The sequence below is a fragment of the Pseudomonas sp. LFS044 genome (assembly GCF_047978245.1).
In the GTDB taxonomy this organism is placed as follows: domain Bacteria; phylum Pseudomonadota; class Gammaproteobacteria; order Pseudomonadales; family Pseudomonadaceae; genus Aquipseudomonas.
This window is the reverse complement of sequence record NZ_JBFPFX010000026.1, coordinates 27531-43028: the sequence shown is the minus strand read 5'-3', so window position 1 is coordinate 43028 and position 15498 is coordinate 27531. Positions and strand designations below refer to the sequence as shown.

Sequence of the window (15498 nt, the reverse complement as noted above, 5' to 3'; positions counted from 1 at the left end):
TTACTTTGGCGCTACATAACTCTGTGGGCGCCGGCTTGCCGGGGATTGGGCTGCGCAGCAGCCCCGGTCAGTGCCCCATCAACCAGTGCTGGTGCGGCCCAGGCAAGGTCCACACGCCGAACAGGATCACCAGCAGGCCGCCCGCCATCCGCACGCTGCGCCGCCGCAACAGGCTGTTCACCTGCTCTGCCGCCAACCCGGTCGCTAACAATACCGGCCAGGTCCCCAGCCCGAACGCCAGCATCAGCGCCGCGCTATACCCCGCATTGCCCTGGCTGGCCGCCCACAGCAAGGTGCTGTACACCAGCCCGCACGGCAGCCAGCCCCACAGGGCGCCGAGCAGCAGGGCGCGAGGCAGGCTGGAGACTGGCAGCAAGCGTGAGGCCATGGGCTGGATATGCCGCCACAGCCCTCTGCCCAGCGCTTCGATCCGCGTCAGCCCGCTCCACCAGCCGGCCAGGTACAGCCCCATGGCGATCAGCAGCAGCGCGGCGACCACCCGTAGCGCCAGGGCCGCCGGGCTACTGGCCACGGCCCAGCCGGCCAGGCCGAGCAGCAGGCCAGCGCAGGTGTAACTGAGGATGCGCCCCAGGTTGTACGCCAGCAGCAGGCGCGCGCGCCGGCCGCGTTGCTCTGGCGGGATGGCCAGGGTCAGGGCGCCCATCAGGCCGCCGCACATGCCCAGGCAGTGGCCACCGCCCAGCAAACCGAGGACCAGCGCCGAGCCGAGCAGGGGGAGCAGGTCAGGCACGGGGCGTTGGGTCCTTGTCTTGCGGCTGGTCGGCTTCGGGCTTTACGGCGGCTTGGTGACGCGGGTCCTGGTCGTCGAACAGGATGCTGTGGGCAGGGCCTTCAAGGTCGTCATACTGGCCGCTGTCCACCGCCCAGAAGAAGATGTACACCGCCACGCCGACGAGCAGCAGGGCGGCCGGGATCATGACATAGAGGGCTGGCATGGGCGGCTCCTGATCAGGCAATGGCAGGTTGTGCGGGGCTGCTGACGGCCGCCGTGCGCGGCAGCCGGGTCAGGCGCAGGGCGTTGAGGACGACGATCAGCGAGCTGACCGACATGCCGACGGCGGCCCACACCGGGGTGATCCAGCCGAGCGCGGCAAACGGCAACATGAGGCCATTATACAGGGTTGCCCAGAGCAGGTTCTCGAGGATATTGCGGCGGGTACGGCGGGCCAGGTCGAACGCCTGTACCAGCGCCTGCAGGCGGTTGCTCAACAGCACTGCATCGGCGCTGGTTTTCGCAAGGTCGGTGGCGCTGCCCATGGCGATGCTGATGTCGGCGGCGGCCAGCACCGGCACATCGTTGACCCCGTCGCCGAGCATCAATACCTTGCGCCCGGCGGTCTGCAGCGCTTTCAGCCGGTCCAGCTTGTCATCCGGGCGCAGGCCGCCGATGGCCTGGTCGATGCCCAGTTGTGCGGCCACTTCAGCGACCATCGGCGAGCTGTCGCCCGACAACAGCAGCGTGCGCCAGCCACGTGCCTTGCAGGCTGCCAGCAGGGCAGGGGCGTCATCGCGCAGGCGGTCATCCAGGCCGAACCAGGCCAACGGGCCTTCGCGGTCCCCCAGCAACAGCCACTGGCCGCGAGGTTCTGGCACAGGGGGTATTTCGGCGCCGCTGAGGGCGCACACGAAAGTGGCCTGGCCGATACGCAGCGGCTGGCCGTCTACCCGCCCTTCCAGGCCCAGGCCTGGCACCGTTTGTACATCGTCTGCAGCTGCAGCGTTGCGCCCGAAGGCTCGGGCGATGGGGTGTTCGGAGCGGTTTTCCAGTGCGGCAGCCAGGGCCAGGCAACGGTCGGGGGGGACTGAACCCAGCGGGCGGATGCTACGCAGGGTCAGGCGGCCTTCGGTGAGCGTGCCGGTCTTGTCGAAAATGACCGTGTCGATCTGGTTGAGGCCTTCCAGCACATGCCCCCGGGTGATCAGCAGGCCGAGTTTGTGCAGGGTGCCGGTGGCGGCTGTGAGCGCCGTTGGCGTGGCCAGGGACAGCGCGCACGGGCAGGTCGCCACGAGCATGGCCAGGACGATCCAGAAGGCCCGGGCCGGGTCCAGCTGCCACCACCACAAGCCGATCACCACGGCGGCCACCAGGCTGAACAGCAAAAACCACTGCGCGGCCCGGTCAGCGATCTCGGCCAGGCGCGGCTTTTCGGTTTGCGCGCGTTCAAGCAGGCGGACGATGGCAGACAGCCGTGATTGCTGGCCGAGGGCTTGGACTTCGATGTTCAGGGTGCTTTCGACATTCAGGGTGCCGCCGGTAACCCGTTCGCCCACCCGCCGAGGCTGCGGCAGGTACTCGCCGGTCAGCAGCGATTCGTCGACACTGGAGCGGCCCTCGACGATGCGCCCGTCAGCCGGGATCACTGCCCCGGGCAGCACTTGCACGGTGTCGCCGCGCTGCAGTTCGCTGAGCAGGATGCGCTCGGTGCCGCCGATGACGTCCAGGCGCAGGCACGAGGCAGGCAGCAGGTTGACCAGCTGTGCGGTGGCCGCGGCCGTGCGCTCGCGGGCGCGACGTTCGAGGTAGCGGCCGGTGAGCAGAAACAGCGCGAACATGCCCACGGTGTCGAAATACAGCTCGCCGCTGCCGGTGATCGCCGTCCAGATACCTGCACCGAAGGCCAGTGCGATAGCCAGCGATACCGACACATCCATGGTCAGGTGGCGCGTTCGCAGGTCGCGCGCGGCCCCTTTGAAGAACGGTGCGCAGCTGTAGAAGACGATGGGGATGGTCAGAAACAGCGCCACCCAGCGCAGGATGGTGTGCAGCTCGGGCGACAGGTCGATGTTGAATTCCGGCCAGGTCGCCATGGTTGCCATCATCGCCTGGAACCACAGCAGCCCGGCCACGCCGAGCCGGCGCAGGGCGCTGCGGTTTTCGCCGGCCAGCTGTTCGGCGGCCTGGTCGGGCTGGTACGGGTGCGCGGCATAGCCGATCTGGCGCAGCTCGGCCAGCAGCCGGGACAGCGGCAGCTGATGGTCCTCCCAGCTGATCAACAGCCGGTGGTTGGACAAATTGAGCCGTGCCTCGGCAACGCCCGGCACATTACGCAGGTGTTTTTCGATCAGCCAGCCGCAGGCGGCGCAACTGATGCCCTCGACCAGCAAGGTGGCTTCGGCCAGGTCACCGGCGTGGTGGACGAAGGCCTGCTGCACGTCACTGCGGTCATACAGTGCCAGCTCATCCTGCACCTGCCTGGGCAGGGCTTCGGGGTTGGCGCTGCTGTCGCTGCGGTGCTGGTAATAGTGTTCCAGGCCGCCAGCGACGATGGCTTCGGCCACCGCCTGGCAGCCAGGGCAGCAGAATTGTCGTGGCTCACCGAGCACCACGGCAGTGAAGCGGCTACCGGCAGGGACGGGCAGGGCGCAGTGGTAGCAGGGGGTGGGCTGGGTCATAAGGCGAGTACGTATCGACAGTAAGGAACGGATCCTGTGGGAGCAGGCTTGGCCCGCGAATGGGCCAGACCTGCACATGATATTGCCTGAACCGGCCCCTTCGCGGGACAAGCCCGCTCCCACAGGAAATGAATGTGATGCGGCTATTGGTGCTCGGCACCCTGCAACGCTTCATCGCCCAGCTGCAACGTCACGCCATGCTCCACCTTCTCCTCCTCAAACAACCGCCACACATGTTCACCCTGGCTGCCCAGCAGCTCGACGAAGCGCCGGCCATCGACCTTGTCATCCAGCTGCCCGACATAGCGCCCGGGTTCCGCAAGGCTCAGCAACACCTTGCGGTCCTTGCCCGGCTGGGTCGGTGAAATCAGGTTCAGTTCCAGGCTCTGTGGGTCGCTGTTGCCGGTCAGGCGCACGTCCACTTCACCGGTCAGCTCGTCCAGGTGCACGCTGGCCTTGAGGTTCAGGGTTTGCGCCAGCAGTTCGCGGTCCAGCGAGCGGTTGATGCCCTTGCCGGCCTCGTAGTAATTGTCGTTGACCAGGTTGTCCGGGTTGCGCACGGCGATGCTGACCATCGTCAGGCTCAGGCACACCGAAGTGGTGAGGATGCCGATGATGATCCAGGGCCAGAGGTGCTTGTACCAGGGGCTGGTGGCGGTGGCGGCAGGCATTGGGCGAATTCTCTCTCAGCGGATCTGTGGGCCGATGAAGCGGCTCTTGGCTTCGACCTCGGCGGCGCTGTCGTCGGCGCTCTTGAGGATGAAGGTGATTTCGTTGGTGGTCGAAGGCAGTTTCTCGGGGGCGACCGACAACTGCACCGGCAGGCTGACGATGTCGCCGGCGGCCACGCGGATTTCGCGCTGGCCTTCCAGGCGCAGGTCGGGCAGGCCGGCTGCGTCAAGCACGTACACGTGGTCGCGCTGGTCCTTGTTCATGACCTTGAGGCTGTACACGTTCTCGATCCGGCCCTGGGCGTTTTCGCGGTACAGCACGCGGTCCTTGCTGACGTCGAAACCGACCAGCGAGCGGGTGGCGAAGGCGGTGGCCAGGGCGCCAATCATCACCAGCAGCACCAAGGCATAGCCGATCAGCCGTGGGCGCAGCATGTGGGTCTTCTGCCCCGACAGGTTGTGCTCGGTGGTATAGCTGATCAGGCCTTTGGGGTAGTTCATCTTCTCCATGATGCTGTCACAGGCATCGATGCACGCGGCGCAGCCGATGCACTCGATCTGCAGGCCGTCGCGGATGTCGATACCGGTGGGGCACACCTGCACGCACAGGGTGCAGTCGATGCAGTCGCCCAGGCCCTGGGCCTTGTAGTCGGTGTCCTTTTTACGCGGGCCGCGGGTTTCGCCGCGACGCGGGTCGTAGGAAACGATCAGTGTGTCCTTGTCGAACATCACGCTCTGGAAGCGCGCATAGGGGCACATGTACACACACACCTGCTCGCGCAGCCAGCCGGCGTTGCCGTAGGTGGCGAGGGTGAAGAAACCGACCCAGAAGTACGCCCAGCCATCGGCTTGGCCGGTGAAGAATTCGATGACCAGCTCACGGATCGGCGAGAAATAGCCGACGAAGGTCATGCCGGTGACGAACCCGATCAGCAGCCACAGGCTGTGCTTGACGAACTTGCGCAGGAACTTGTTGCCGCTCATGGGGGCTCTGTCGAGCTTCATGCGTTGGTTGCGGTCACCCTCGGTGACTTTTTCGCACCACATGAAAATCCACGTCCACACGCTTTGCGGGCAGGTGTAGCCGCACCAGACGCGGCCGGCGTACACCGTGACGAAGAACAGGCCGAAAGCGGCAACGATGAGGATGCCCGAGAGCAGGATGAAGTCTTGTGGCCAGATGGTGGCGCCGAAGATATAGAACTTGCGCTCGGGCAGGTTCCACCACACGGCCTGGTGGCCGCCCCAGTTCAGCCACACGGTGCCGAAGTAGAGCAGAAACAGTACCGCCCCGCCGACCATCCGCAGCCTGCGGAAGATGCCGGTGAAGGCGCGGGTGTAGATTTTCTCGCGGGAGGCGTAGAGGTCGACGGAGTCCTTCCCTTTGCTGGCAGGCGGGGTGACATCATGTACCGGAATTTGCTTGCTCATCATCAAGTCCCACGGCAGTGGAAAAACGCCGCAGCCAGTGCGTGCCGGCCACAGTCTCGCGCATTCTGCTAGCGCTCTGCGGCCCATGATACGCCGGTGATGGCACTTCGGGGACGCGCTGCGACCTTTAGCCGCATTGGGTTCGTGGTGTGAATCGTGATAGGGCGGGTGTCAATTGATCCAGGTCAGCTTGTGCTGAATCTACCGGCCTTATCGCCGGCAAGCCGGCTCCCACAGGTAATCCCTTGACTCAAATTCGGTGGGGTCCCTGTGGGAGCCGGCTTGCCGGCGATGGGGCCAGTGCAGGTATCACTCAGCCTTTTCAGGCTCCTGCTGCTGATGCGACAGGCTGTACACATACGCCGCCAGCAGGTGCACCTTGTCGTTACCCTGCAGCTGCTCCTGCGCTGGCATCTGCCCCTGGCGCCCGTAGCGGATGGTCTGCTGCAGCTGGGCGAAGCTCGACCCATAGATGAACGCCTGCGGATGGGTCAGGTTCGGCGCGCCCATTGCCGGCGTACCCTTGCCTTCCGGCCCGTGGCAGGCCACGCAGTTGGCAGCGAAGATCTTCTGGCCGTTCTCGGCATCGGCCTTGACGCCTTCAGGCAGGGTACGGCCATCGAGCTTACTCACCACGAACGCCGCGACATCGGCCACGCCTTGTTCACCGATCACTTCCGACCAGGCCGGCATCACGCCGTGACGACCGCCCATGATGGAGGTCTTGATGGTTTCCGGCTCGCCGCCCCAGCGCCAGTCGTTGTCGGTCAGGTTGGGGAAGCCATAGGCGCCCTTGGCGTCGGAGCCGTGGCACACCGAGCAGTTGGAGGCGAACAGCCGCGCGCCCATTTTCAGCGCTTGCGGCTGCTGGGCTACCTCTTCGATCGGCATGGCCGCGTACTTGGCGAAGATCGGCCCGAAGCGGGCATCGGCCTTGGCCATTTCCTTTTCCCACTCGTGCACGCCGGTCCAGCCTGGCTGGCCATTGGTGAACTCGGTCTGCTTGTCGTTATCCAGGTACGAATACCCCGGTAGCACACCTTTCCAGTTGCCCAGGCCCGGGTACAGCACCAGGTAGCCGAGTGCGAAGATGATGGTGCCGACGAACAGCCAGAACCACCACTTGGGCAGTGGGTTGTCATATTCCTCGATGCCATCGAAGGCATGCCCGACGGTTTCGTCGGTGGCCTCTTCGCGCTGGCCCTTGCGGGTGGACAGCAGCAGCCAGGTCAACGCGAAGATGGTGCCCAGGGTCAGGACGGTAACGTACAGACTCCAGAAGGTTGTCATTGTTGTTTGCTCCCAGAAGCTTTTGCTTGCGCTTGCTCGACGTGCGTTTTGGCCTCGGGGTCATCGGCGAACGGCAGTTGGGTGGCCTCGTCGAATTCCTGCTTGCGCCGTGGGTTGAACACCCACAACGCCAGGCCCACGAAGGCCACCATCACCACGACGGTGCCCAGGCCGCGAATCATCCCGATATCCATCAGCGTCACCGTTTGCTTTTGATGATGGTGCCAAGACCCTGCAGGTACGCCACCAGGGCGTCCATTTCGGTCTTGCCCTTGACCGCGTCAGCGGCACCGGCGATGTCCGCATCGGTGTACGGCGTGCCCAGGGTGCGCAGCACCTCGAGCTTCTTGGCGGTGTCCTTGCCGTCGAGCTTGTTCTCTACCAGCCACGGGTAGGACGGCATCTTCGACTCCGGCACCACGTTGCGCGGGTTGTACAGGTGCGCACGGTGCCAGTCATCGGAGTAGCGGCCACCGACGCGGGCCAGGTCCGGCCCGGTGCGCTTGGAGCCCCACAGGAACGGATGGTCCCACACGCTTTCACCGGCCACCGAATAGTGGCCGTAGCGCTCGGTTTCGGCGCGGAACGGGCGGATCATCTGCGAGTGGCAGCCTACGCAGCCTTCGCGGATGTAGATGTCGCGGCCTTCGACTTCCAGCGCGGTGCGCGGCTTCATGCCTTCGACGGGCTTGTTGGTGACGTCCTGGAAAAACAGCGGGACGATCTGGGTGAGGCCACCGACGCTCACGGCGATGACCATGAAGAAGGCCAGCAGGCCTATGTTCTTCTCGACAGCTTCATGCTTCATCAGTGCGCTCCCACGACGACGATCTTGGCCGCTTCATCCGCTTCTACCGGGTTGGCCGCGCGTACGGTACGCAACACGTTGTAGGCCATCAGCAGCATGCCGGAGGCGAAGAACGCACCGCCCAGTGCCCGCACGATGTAACCCGGGTGGCTGGCCTGCAGGGCTTCGACGAAGGAGTAGGTGAGCGTGCCGTCATCGTTGATGGCGCGCCACATCAGGCCCTGGGTGATGCCGTTGACCCACATCGAGGCGATGTACAGCACGGTGCCGATGGTCGCCAGCCAGAAGTGCGCGTTGATCAGGCCAACGCTGTGCATCTGTGCCCGCCCATACAACCGGGGAATCATGTGGTACACCGCGCCGATCGAGATCATCGCCACCCAGCCGAGCGCGCCGGCGTGGACGTGGCCGATGGTCCAGTCGGTGTAGTGCGACAGCGAGTTGACCGTCTTGATGGCCATCATCGGGCCTTCGAAGGTGGACATGCCGTAGAACGCCAGGGACACCACCAAAAAGCGCAGGATCGGGTCGGTGCGCAGTTTGTGCCAGGCACCGGACAGCGTCATCATGCCGTTGATCATGCCGCCCCAGCTTGGCGCCAGCAGGATGATCGACATCACCATGCCCAGCGACTGCGCCCAGTCGGGCAGCGCGGTGTAGTGCAGGTGGTGCGGGCCGGCCCAGATGTACAGGGTGATCAGCGCCCAGAAGTGAACGATCGACAGGCGATACGAGTAGATCGGCCGCTCGGCTTGCTTGGGTACGAAGTAGTACATCATCCCCAGGAAGCCGGTGGTGAGGAAGAAGCCTACGGCGTTGTGCCCGTACCACCACTGGATCATCGCGTCGGTGGCGCCGGCATAGGCCGAGTACGACTTGAACAGGCTCACCGGCAGCGAAATGTGGTTGACGATGTGCAGCATCGCGGTGACCACGATGAAGGCGCCGTAGAACCAGTTGCCGACGTAGATGTGCTTGGTCTTGCGCTTGACGATGGTGCCGAAGAACACCAGCCCGTAGGTGACCCAGACGATGGCCAGCAGGATCGCCAGCGGCCATTCGAGCTCGGCGTATTCCTTGGTGGTGGTGTAGCCCATCGGCAAGGTGATCAGCGCACCGACGATGACTGCCTGCCAACCCCAGAAGGTGAAGGCGGCCATGCTGTCGGAGATCAGCCGGGTCTGGCAGGTTCGCTGCACCACGTAGTAGCTGGTGCCGAACAACGCACAGCCGCCGAAGGCGAAGATGACCAGGTTGGTGTGCAGCGGGCGCAGGCGGCCGAAACTGGTCCAGGGCAGGTCCAGGTTCAGTTGCGGCCACACCAGCTGCGAGGCGATGAAGACGCCGAGGCCCATGCCAAGGATCCCCCAGACCACCGTCATGATGGCGAACTGGCGGACGACCTTATAGTTATAAGCAGTCGGACTGAGTGCTGTGCTCATTCTAAGGTTCCACGGTTTTGGTGTTCTTGTTGGTTGAAAAATCGGCGCCAGTATCGATAACCACCAGGGTTATGGCAACGCAAGGAGACTTGCGCCGACCCGTGTCCGGGCCCTTTTGCCGGTGTCCCGAGGCACTAGGGTCTGGGCGATTGTACACAAATAAATATTTGTAATGTGTACCGTTTTTCACCTTTTTCTGATCGTTCGGTCAAGCTTTTTTTTGAGGGCGGCGTCAGGCGTTGCGCCGCGTCTGCTCCGCTGGATTGGCAGCGAAGCCCACTGTGGCAACAAGCTTAGTTCTGTTCAGAGGGGGTGCAAGGGGAGGGGCGAGGCGGGGAAGTGCAGGGGCTGCTTTGCAGCCCAATCGCCGGCAAGCCGGCTCCCGCAGGATTTTGCAACGCTGCGATAACGGTGGGAGCCGGCTTGCCGGCGATTGGGCCGCAGAGCGGCCCCGGGGTATTACTTGGCGGTCACGGTTTCGGCAACATCACCCTGCGACAGGCTGTACACATAAGCCGCCAGCAGGTGCACCTTGTCATTGCCCTGGATTTCCACCTGGGCCGGCATCTGCCCCTGGCGGCCATAGCGAATGGTCTGTTGCAACTGGGCGAAGCTCGACCCGTAGATGAACGCCTGCGGGTGGTTCAGATTAGGTGCACCCATGGCCGGCGTACCGTTGCCCTCAGGGCCGTGGCAGGCCACGCAGTTGCCGGCGAAGATTTCCTTGCCCTTGGCCACGTCAGCCTTGGTGCCTTCCGGCAGGCTGCGGCCATCGAGGTTGGTCAGCACGTAGGCGGCCACATCCGCCACGCCCTGCTCGCCGATCACTTCAGCCCAGGCCGGCATCACGCCGTGGCGGCCATTCATGATCGACGCCTTGATGGTCTCCGGCTCGCCACCCCAGCGCCAGTCGTTGTCGGTCAGGTTGGGGAAGCCATAGGCGCCCTTGGCGTCGGAGCCGTGGCACACCGAACAGTTGGAGGCAAACAGACGGCCGCCCATCTTCAGCGCCTGTGGGTCCTTGGCCACTTCCTCGACGGGCATGGCGGCGTACTTGGCGAAGATCGGGCCGAACCTGGCGTCGGCCTTGTCCATTTCCTTCTGCCATTCGTTAACGCCTGTCCAGCCATTCTCGTAGCCGGGCAGGATGCCTTTCCAGTTGCCCAGGCCCGGGTAGAGGATCAGGTAGCCCACCGCAAACACCAAAGTGCCGACGAACAGCCAGAACCACCACTTGGGCAGCGGGTTGTCATACTCCTCGATGCCATCGAAGCTGTGGCCCATGGTCTGGTCGGTGGTGTCGCTGCTCTGGCCCTTGCGGGTCGACAGCAACAGCCAGGTCAGGCCAATCAGACTGCCGATGGTCAGTACGCTGATGTACGTACTCCAGAAGGTGGTCATTGCCCGGAACTCCTCTTGGCAGCAGGTTCCTGCCCGGCAGGGGGCAGGCGGTCGTCGACGAAGGGCAGCAGGCGCGCTTCGGCGAAATCATGGTCGCGGCGGCGGTTGAAAACCCACAGCGAAAGGCCGATGAAGGCGACCATCACCACCAGGGTGCCCAGGCCGCGGATCATGCCGATGTCCATTTCCATCGCACTCACCTCTTGTTCTTGATGGCGGTGCCGAGCACCTGCAGGTAGGCGACCAGGGCGTCCATCTCGGTCTTGCCCTTGACCGCGTCGCGGGCGCCGGCGATGTCTTCGTCGCTGTACGGCACGCCCAGGGTGCGTAGGGTGCGCATCTTGGTGTCGGTATGGCTGTTGTCCACTTGCGCTGCGACCAGCCACGGGTAGGACGGCATCTTCGACTCCGGCACCACGTTGCGCGGGTTGTACAGGTGCGCACGGTGCCAGTCATCGGAGTAGCGGCCACCGACACGCGCCAGGTCTGGCCCGGTGCGCTTGGAGCCCCACAGGAACGGGTGGTCCCACACGCTTTCACCGGCCACCGAATAGTGGCCGTAGCGCTCGGTTTCGGCGCGGAACGGGCGGATCATCTGCGAGTGGCAGCCTACGCAGCCTTCGCGGATGTAGATATCGCGGCCTTCCAGCTGCAGCGCGGTGTAGGGCTTCATGCCTTCGACCGGCTTGTTGGTGACGTCCTGGAAGAACAGCGGGACGATCTGGGTCAGGCCACCGATGCTGACGGCGAACACCATCAGCAGCGCCATCAGGCCGACGTTTTTCTCGATCACTTCATGTTTCATCAGGCAGGTCTCCTCAGGCCAGCTGGGCGTTGGCAGGGGCGGCTTCGGTGGCCGGTGCACGCACGGTGCGCCAGGTGTTCCAGGCCATCAGGAACATGCCACTGAGGAAGATCGCGCCACCGACGAAGCGCACCACGAAGCCCGGGTGGCTGGCCACCAGGGTTTCCACGAACGAGTAAGTGAGCGTGCCGTCGCTGTTGACCGCGCGCCACATCAGGCCCTGGGCGATGCCGTTGACCCACATCGAGGCGATGTACAGCACGGTGCCAATGGTCGCCAGCCAGAAGTGCGCGTTGATCAGCCCAAGGCTGTACATGCGCGCTTTGCCGAACACTTTCGGGATGGTGTGGTACAGCGCGCCGATGGAGATCATCGCCACCCAGCCGAGAGCACCGGCGTGCACGTGGCCGATGGTCCAGTCGGTGTAATGCGACAGGGCGTTGACGGTCTTGATGGCCATCATCGGGCCTTCGAAGGTGGACATGCCGTAGAACGCCAGGGACACCACGAGGAAGCGCAGGATCGGGTCGCTGCGCAGTTTGTGCCAGGCGCCGGACAAGGTCATCATGCCGTTGATCATGCCGCCCCAGCTCGGTGCCAGCAGGATCAGCGACATCACCATGCCCAGCGACTGCGCCCAGTCAGGCAGCGCGGTGTAGTGCAGGTGGTGCGGGCCGGCCCAGATGTACAGGGTGATCAGTGCCCAGAAGTGGACGATCGACAGGCGATAGGAATACACCGGGCGCTCGGCCTGCTTGGGCACGTAGTAGTACATCATGCCCAGGAAGCCTGCGGTGAGGAAGAAGCCCACGGCGTTGTGGCCATACCACCACTGCACCATGGCATCGGTGGCGCCGGCATACACCGAGTACGACTTGGTCAGGCTGACCGGCAGTTCCAGGTTGTTGACGATGTGCAGCAGCGCCACGGTCAGGATGAAAGCGCCGAAGAACCAGTTACCCACATAGATGTGCTTGGTATTGCGTTTCATCAGCGTGCCGAAGAACACGATGGCGTAGCAGACCCAGACGATGGTGATCAGGATGTCGATCGGCCATTCCAGCTCGGCGTATTCCTTGGAGCTGGTGTAACCCAGCGGCAGGGTGATGGCCGCCAGCAGGATCACCAGTTGCCAGCCCCAGAAGGTGAACGCGGCCAGGCCCGGTGCGAACAGGGTGGTCTGGCAGGTGCGTTGCACCGAATAATAGGAGGTGGCGAACAGTGCACAGCCGCCGAACGCAAAGATCACCGCATTGGTATGCAGTGGGCGCAGGCGGCCGAAGCTGGTCCAGGGGAGGTCGAAGTTGAGGGAAGGCCAGGCGAGCTGGGCGGCGATGAAGACGCCGAGCCCCATCCCGACGATTCCCCACACCACCGTCATGATGGCGAATTGGCGGACCACCTTGTAGTTATAGGCGGTACTGCTGGTTGTGTTCATGTATGGGTTCCCATCCACGGTTATTGGCAGGCTTTACAGCGAGGCAAGCATGAGTAATGGGCTAAGTGCCGGTATTGACGGGGATCAATGGGCGAAGGTCGCAAATGTCCCAGGCTTGCGCTGCGATCCTCCGCAAAATCAGGGAGATAGCAGCCCGTCCGCGTGCCTGATCCTGGCTCACGGCGCGGGTGCGCCGATGGACAGCGGGTTCATGGACGAGATGGCGCAAAGGCTGGCGGCGCGTGGGGTGGGCGTGGTCCGCTTCGAGTTCCCGTACATGGCCGAGCGCAGGGTCGGGGGCGGCAAGCGGCCACCCAACCCGCAAAAGGTATTGCTGGAATGCTGGCGCGAGGTGTACCGGCAGGTGCGACCTTTGGTCACGGGCAGGCTGGCGATTGGTGGCAAGTCGATGGGCGGGCGTATGGCCAGCCTGCTGGCTGACGAACTCGGCGCGGACGCGCTGGTGTGCCTGGGCTATCCGTTCTATGCCGTGGGCAAGCCGGAAAAACCACGGGTCGAGCACCTGGCCGGGTTGCAGACGCCGACATTGATCGTGCAGGGCGAACGGGATGCGCTGGGTAATCGCGAGGCCGTGCAGGGCTATGCGCTGTCACCGTCGATCGAGGTGAGCTGGTTGGTGGCGGGGGATCATGACCTGAAGCCGCTGAAGGCTTCGGGGTTCAGCCATGAGCAGCACTTGCAGGCGGCGGCTGAGAAGGTGGCGGGGTTTCTTGTGAAATAGTGTTGCCTTCATCGCCGGCAAGCCGGCTCCCACAGGAGTACCACAGCGTCGAGCACTGCGGGGTTCCTGTAGGCGCCGGCTTGCCGGCGATGAGGCCGGAGCAGGCTACCGCTTAGTCGCGGTACTCGCACAGGTAAGCGGTATCCACCGCCACCTTCAGCTGGAACTTGCTGTCAGCGGCCACGTTGAACTTGTCGCCAGCGTTGAAGGTTTCCCAGTTGTCGCTACCCGGCAGCTTCACGGTCAGCGCACCGGAAACCACGTGCATGATTTCGCGCTTGGCGGTGCCGAACTCGTATTCGCCCGGTGCCATGACGCCGACGGTGGCCGGGCCTTCAGTGCCTTCGAAGGCGATCGACTTGACGGTACCATCGAAGTATTCATTGACCTTGAACATGGGGCGACTCCTGAAAAGGGGGATGAAAAAGGGCTGGCCAGTATGCCCAAGCCCATCCGCCCCGTCATCTGCTTTCAGGGGCCCTGGCTTCAAACGCTCGGCAGGCTCAAGGGCAGCAACCGGGCGGTGTTGCGCGCATCTTCCAGCGCCCGGTGTTGCTGCCCGCAAAAGTGCATGCCGGCCAGTTGCAGCGCGCCGTTGAGCCCGGCCGGGCGCTGCAGGTGGCGGGCCTTGGCGAAGCGCTGCTTGAGGTTGATGTGCGGCAGGTTGCGCAACAGGCTGTCGAGGTGATGCTGCCGCCATTCCTGCAGCAGTTGCTGGCGGTCGTAATCGCCCCAGCTCACCCACGCCTGCAACTGCCCGCGATGGTGGCCCAGCCAGCGTTCGAAGCACCCCCACACCTCGGGCAGCGCCGCAGCGCTGTCGACGTTGGCCTGGCTGATATGGGTGAGCTCGCGGCAGAACGGCGTCAATTGCGGCCGCCGCCGTGGCCGCACGAAGCGCTGGAAGTGGTCCACTTCCCGGCCGTCACGGGTCACCAGGCTGGCGCCGATTTCTATGATTTCCATCTCTGTGACCGGCCAGCCACCTTCATCGGTGGTGGCTTCCAGGTCGATCACCAACCAGTGGCCCATACCAGGCTCCCTCGCCATACATGCTAGAGCAGCGTAGCCAATGTCTGGCCACACGGCATCCCCTGGCAAAATGCCGTTGTTTTGGCATAACCAGCGGTTGTGCGCTGCCGGGAAAACGCCTAGCTTAAGGCGCATCCAGGTATGAACCGTGATGAGTGTCCGTGTTGACCCCAGCGCCCGGCCGGAAGGCTTTGTCCACCCTGTTGATGCTGGCCGCGGTATGGCTGGCGGTGCCGGTCTGGGCTGCCGACGCCATTGATGTGAAGATCGGCGCCGCGCATTTCCCGCCTTACACAGTGCGCCCGGAGCAGGGCGCCGATACGGGCCTGCTGCCGCAACTGGTCGAAGCGTTGAACCGCCAGCAGCAGGACTACCGCTTCGTGCTGGTGCCCACGTCCATCCAGCGGCGTTTCGGCGATTTTCAGCAAGGCCGCACCGACATGGCCATCTTCGAAAACCCGGCGTGGGGCTGGCAGCAGATTCCGCATCATGCCGTGGACATGGGCCTGGAAGACGCCGAGGTGTTCGTCGCCAGGCAGGTCGACAACCGCGACCAGCACTACTTCGATGACCTCGCCGGCAAGCGCTTGGCGCTGTTCAATGGCTACCACTATGCTTTCGCCGGTTTCAACTCCGACCCCAACTACCTGCGCAAGACCTACAGCGCGACCCTGACCTATTCGCACGACAGCAACCTGCTGATGGTTCAGGCCGGGCGTGCCGACATTGCGCTGGTAACCCGCTCGTACCTCAGCGATTTCCTGGTGCGCAACCCCGCCAGCGGCAGCCAGTTGATGGCCTCCACGCGCGTTGATCAGGTGTATCACCACTACGCGTTGCTGCGCCCGGGTGCCCCCATCAGCGACCAGCAACTCGCTGCGCTGTTGCGCCAAATGCGCGACAACGGCGAGCTGGCCCGGATCTTCCAGCCCTATCGAATCGCCGTTGACGCCCCACGCGACTAAATTCCCAGGTTGCAGCGACGTTTTCAGGGGTGAGCCTTTCTTTCATTTTCAGTGAGCCC

At 64.0% G+C, this 15498-nt stretch carries 17 protein-coding genes; 2 read left to right on the top strand and 15 right to left on the bottom strand.

Annotated elements, in window-relative coordinates; all coding sequences use genetic code 11:
• Positions 1 to 67: 67 nt before the first annotated feature.
• From ACNQPL_RS20210 to ccoN (ACNQPL_RS20150), 13 genes are all read right to left on the bottom strand, one after another.
• A complete protein-coding gene (locus ACNQPL_RS20210; protein WP_416467694.1) occupies positions 68 to 751 on the bottom strand; it encodes a sulfite exporter TauE/SafE family protein in 684 nt (227 codons plus the stop codon).
• Positions 744 to 956, bottom strand: coding sequence for a cbb3-type cytochrome oxidase assembly protein CcoS (ccoS, locus tag ACNQPL_RS20205; protein ID WP_387527903.1), 213 nt, complete (start codon positions 954 to 956; stop codon positions 744 to 746). Before ccoS ends, ACNQPL_RS20210 begins: the two co-directional genes overlap by 8 nt.
• Positions 957 to 969: 13 nt before the next feature.
• A complete protein-coding gene (locus ACNQPL_RS20200; protein ID WP_416467693.1) occupies positions 970 to 3414 on the bottom strand; it encodes a heavy metal translocating P-type ATPase in 2445 nt (814 codons plus the stop codon).
• A gap of 143 nt (positions 3415 to 3557) precedes the next feature.
• On the bottom strand, positions 3558 to 4085 hold the full coding sequence (locus tag ACNQPL_RS20195; RefSeq protein ID WP_346615966.1) for a FixH family protein: 528 nt from the start codon (positions 4083 to 4085) through the stop codon (positions 3558 to 3560).
• A gap of 15 nt (positions 4086 to 4100) precedes the next feature.
• Positions 4101 to 5516 (bottom strand): cytochrome c oxidase accessory protein CcoG, encoded by a 1416-nt coding sequence (gene ccoG, locus ACNQPL_RS20190; RefSeq protein ID WP_416467692.1) that lies wholly within the window; start codon positions 5514 to 5516, stop codon positions 4101 to 4103.
• 309 nt (positions 5517 to 5825) lie between these two features.
• Positions 5826 to 6806 (bottom strand): cytochrome-c oxidase, cbb3-type subunit III, encoded by a 981-nt coding sequence (gene ccoP, locus ACNQPL_RS20185; RefSeq protein WP_387527915.1) that lies wholly within the window; start codon positions 6804 to 6806, stop codon positions 5826 to 5828.
• Positions 6803 to 7000, bottom strand: coding sequence for a CcoQ/FixQ family Cbb3-type cytochrome c oxidase assembly chaperone (locus ACNQPL_RS20180; protein ID WP_012315408.1), 198 nt, complete (start codon positions 6998 to 7000; stop codon positions 6803 to 6805). Before ACNQPL_RS20180 ends, ccoP (ACNQPL_RS20185) begins: the two co-directional genes overlap by 4 nt.
• A 5-nt stretch (positions 7001 to 7005) precedes the next feature.
• Positions 7006 to 7614, bottom strand: coding sequence for a cytochrome-c oxidase, cbb3-type subunit II (gene ccoO, locus ACNQPL_RS20175; RefSeq protein WP_346615969.1), 609 nt, complete (start codon positions 7612 to 7614; stop codon positions 7006 to 7008).
• Positions 7614 to 9056, bottom strand: a complete 1443-nt coding sequence (gene ccoN / locus ACNQPL_RS20170) for a cytochrome-c oxidase, cbb3-type subunit I (protein WP_346615970.1) — start codon at positions 9054 to 9056, stop codon at positions 7614 to 7616. The genes ccoO (ACNQPL_RS20175) and ccoN (ACNQPL_RS20170) overlap by 1 nt, the downstream gene beginning before the upstream one ends.
• A 459-nt stretch (positions 9057 to 9515) precedes the next feature.
• On the bottom strand, positions 9516 to 10457 hold the full coding sequence (gene ccoP, locus ACNQPL_RS20165; protein WP_416467691.1) for a cytochrome-c oxidase, cbb3-type subunit III: 942 nt from the start codon (positions 10455 to 10457) through the stop codon (positions 9516 to 9518).
• Complete coding sequence (locus tag ACNQPL_RS20160) at positions 10454 to 10648, bottom strand: cbb3-type cytochrome oxidase subunit 3 (protein WP_346615984.1); 195 nt, start codon at positions 10646 to 10648, stop codon at positions 10454 to 10456. Before ACNQPL_RS20160 ends, ccoP (ACNQPL_RS20165) begins: the two co-directional genes overlap by 4 nt.
• 5 nt (positions 10649 to 10653) lie before the next feature.
• Positions 10654 to 11262, bottom strand: a complete 609-nt coding sequence (ccoO, locus tag ACNQPL_RS20155; protein ID WP_346615972.1) for a cytochrome-c oxidase, cbb3-type subunit II — start codon at positions 11260 to 11262, stop codon at positions 10654 to 10656.
• A 13-nt stretch (positions 11263 to 11275) separates the two neighbouring features.
• Complete coding sequence (ccoN, locus tag ACNQPL_RS20150) at positions 11276 to 12700, bottom strand: cytochrome-c oxidase, cbb3-type subunit I (protein ID WP_346615973.1); 1425 nt, start codon at positions 12698 to 12700, stop codon at positions 11276 to 11278.
• 49 nt (positions 12701 to 12749) lie between these two features.
• On the opposite strand from ccoN (ACNQPL_RS20150), the gene ACNQPL_RS20145 reads away from it, so the two are divergent.
• Positions 12750 to 13442, top strand: a complete 693-nt coding sequence (locus tag ACNQPL_RS20145; protein ID WP_416467690.1) for an alpha/beta family hydrolase — start codon at positions 12750 to 12752, stop codon at positions 13440 to 13442.
• Positions 13443 to 13554: 112 nt separating this feature from the next.
• Here ACNQPL_RS20145 and ACNQPL_RS20140 read toward each other — a convergent pair whose 3' ends face one another.
• Entirely contained in the window at positions 13555 to 13839 is a 285-nt protein-coding gene (locus tag ACNQPL_RS20140; RefSeq protein WP_012315400.1) for a pyrimidine/purine nucleoside phosphorylase, read from the bottom strand.
• Between the two features lie 89 nt (positions 13840 to 13928).
• Complete coding sequence (locus ACNQPL_RS20135; RefSeq protein ID WP_346615975.1) at positions 13929 to 14474, bottom strand: exonuclease domain-containing protein; 546 nt, start codon at positions 14472 to 14474, stop codon at positions 13929 to 13931.
• Between the two features lie 164 nt (positions 14475 to 14638).
• Between ACNQPL_RS20135 and ACNQPL_RS20130 the strand changes: the two genes are divergently transcribed.
• The gene (locus tag ACNQPL_RS20130; RefSeq protein WP_416467721.1) at positions 14639 to 15439 is read left to right on the top strand and encodes a substrate-binding periplasmic protein; all 801 of its coding nucleotides are present in this window, start codon (positions 14639 to 14641) and stop codon (positions 15437 to 15439) included.
• The last annotated feature ends 59 nt before the right edge of the window (positions 15440 to 15498 follow it).

Excerpts from the sequence above, each read along its gene's own strand:
- ccoS (WP_387527903.1), bottom strand. The coding sequence starts at position 956 with ATGCCAGCCCTCTATGTCATGATCCCGGCCGCCCTGCTGCTCGTCGGC.
- ACNQPL_RS20200 (WP_416467693.1), bottom strand. The coding sequence starts at position 3,414 with ATGACCCAGCCCACCCCCTGCTACCACTGCGCCCTGCCCGTCCCTGCC.
- ACNQPL_RS20195 (WP_346615966.1), bottom strand. The coding sequence starts at position 4,085 with ATGCCTGCCGCCACCGCCACCAGCCCCTGGTACAAGCACCTCTGGCCC.
- ccoG (WP_416467692.1), bottom strand. The coding sequence starts at position 5,516 with ATGAGCAAGCAAATTCCGGTACATGATGTCACCCCGCCTGCCAGCAAA.
- ccoP (WP_387527915.1), bottom strand. The coding sequence starts at position 6,806 with ATGACAACCTTCTGGAGTCTGTACGTTACCGTCCTGACCCTGGGCACC.
- ACNQPL_RS20180 (WP_012315408.1), bottom strand. The coding sequence starts at position 7,000 with ATGGATATCGGGATGATTCGCGGCCTGGGCACCGTCGTGGTGATGGTG.
- ccoO (WP_346615969.1), bottom strand. The coding sequence starts at position 7,614 with ATGAAGCATGAAGCTGTCGAGAAGAACATAGGCCTGCTGGCCTTCTTC.
- ccoN (WP_346615970.1), bottom strand. The coding sequence starts at position 9,056 with ATGAGCACAGCACTCAGTCCGACTGCTTATAACTATAAGGTCGTCCGC.
- ccoP (WP_416467691.1), bottom strand. The coding sequence starts at position 10,457 with ATGACCACCTTCTGGAGTACGTACATCAGCGTACTGACCATCGGCAGT.
- ACNQPL_RS20160 (WP_346615984.1), bottom strand. The coding sequence starts at position 10,648 with ATGGAAATGGACATCGGCATGATCCGCGGCCTGGGCACCCTGGTGGTG.
- ccoO (WP_346615972.1), bottom strand. The coding sequence starts at position 11,262 with ATGAAACATGAAGTGATCGAGAAAAACGTCGGCCTGATGGCGCTGCTG.
- ccoN (WP_346615973.1), bottom strand. The coding sequence starts at position 12,700 with ATGAACACAACCAGCAGTACCGCCTATAACTACAAGGTGGTCCGCCAA.
- ACNQPL_RS20145 (WP_416467690.1), top strand. The coding sequence starts at position 12,750 with ATGAGTAATGGGCTAAGTGCCGGTATTGACGGGGATCAATGGGCGAAG.
- ACNQPL_RS20140 (WP_012315400.1), bottom strand. The coding sequence starts at position 13,839 with ATGTTCAAGGTCAATGAATACTTCGATGGTACCGTCAAGTCGATCGCC.
- ACNQPL_RS20135 (WP_346615975.1), bottom strand. The coding sequence starts at position 14,474 with ATGGGCCACTGGTTGGTGATCGACCTGGAAGCCACCACCGATGAAGGT.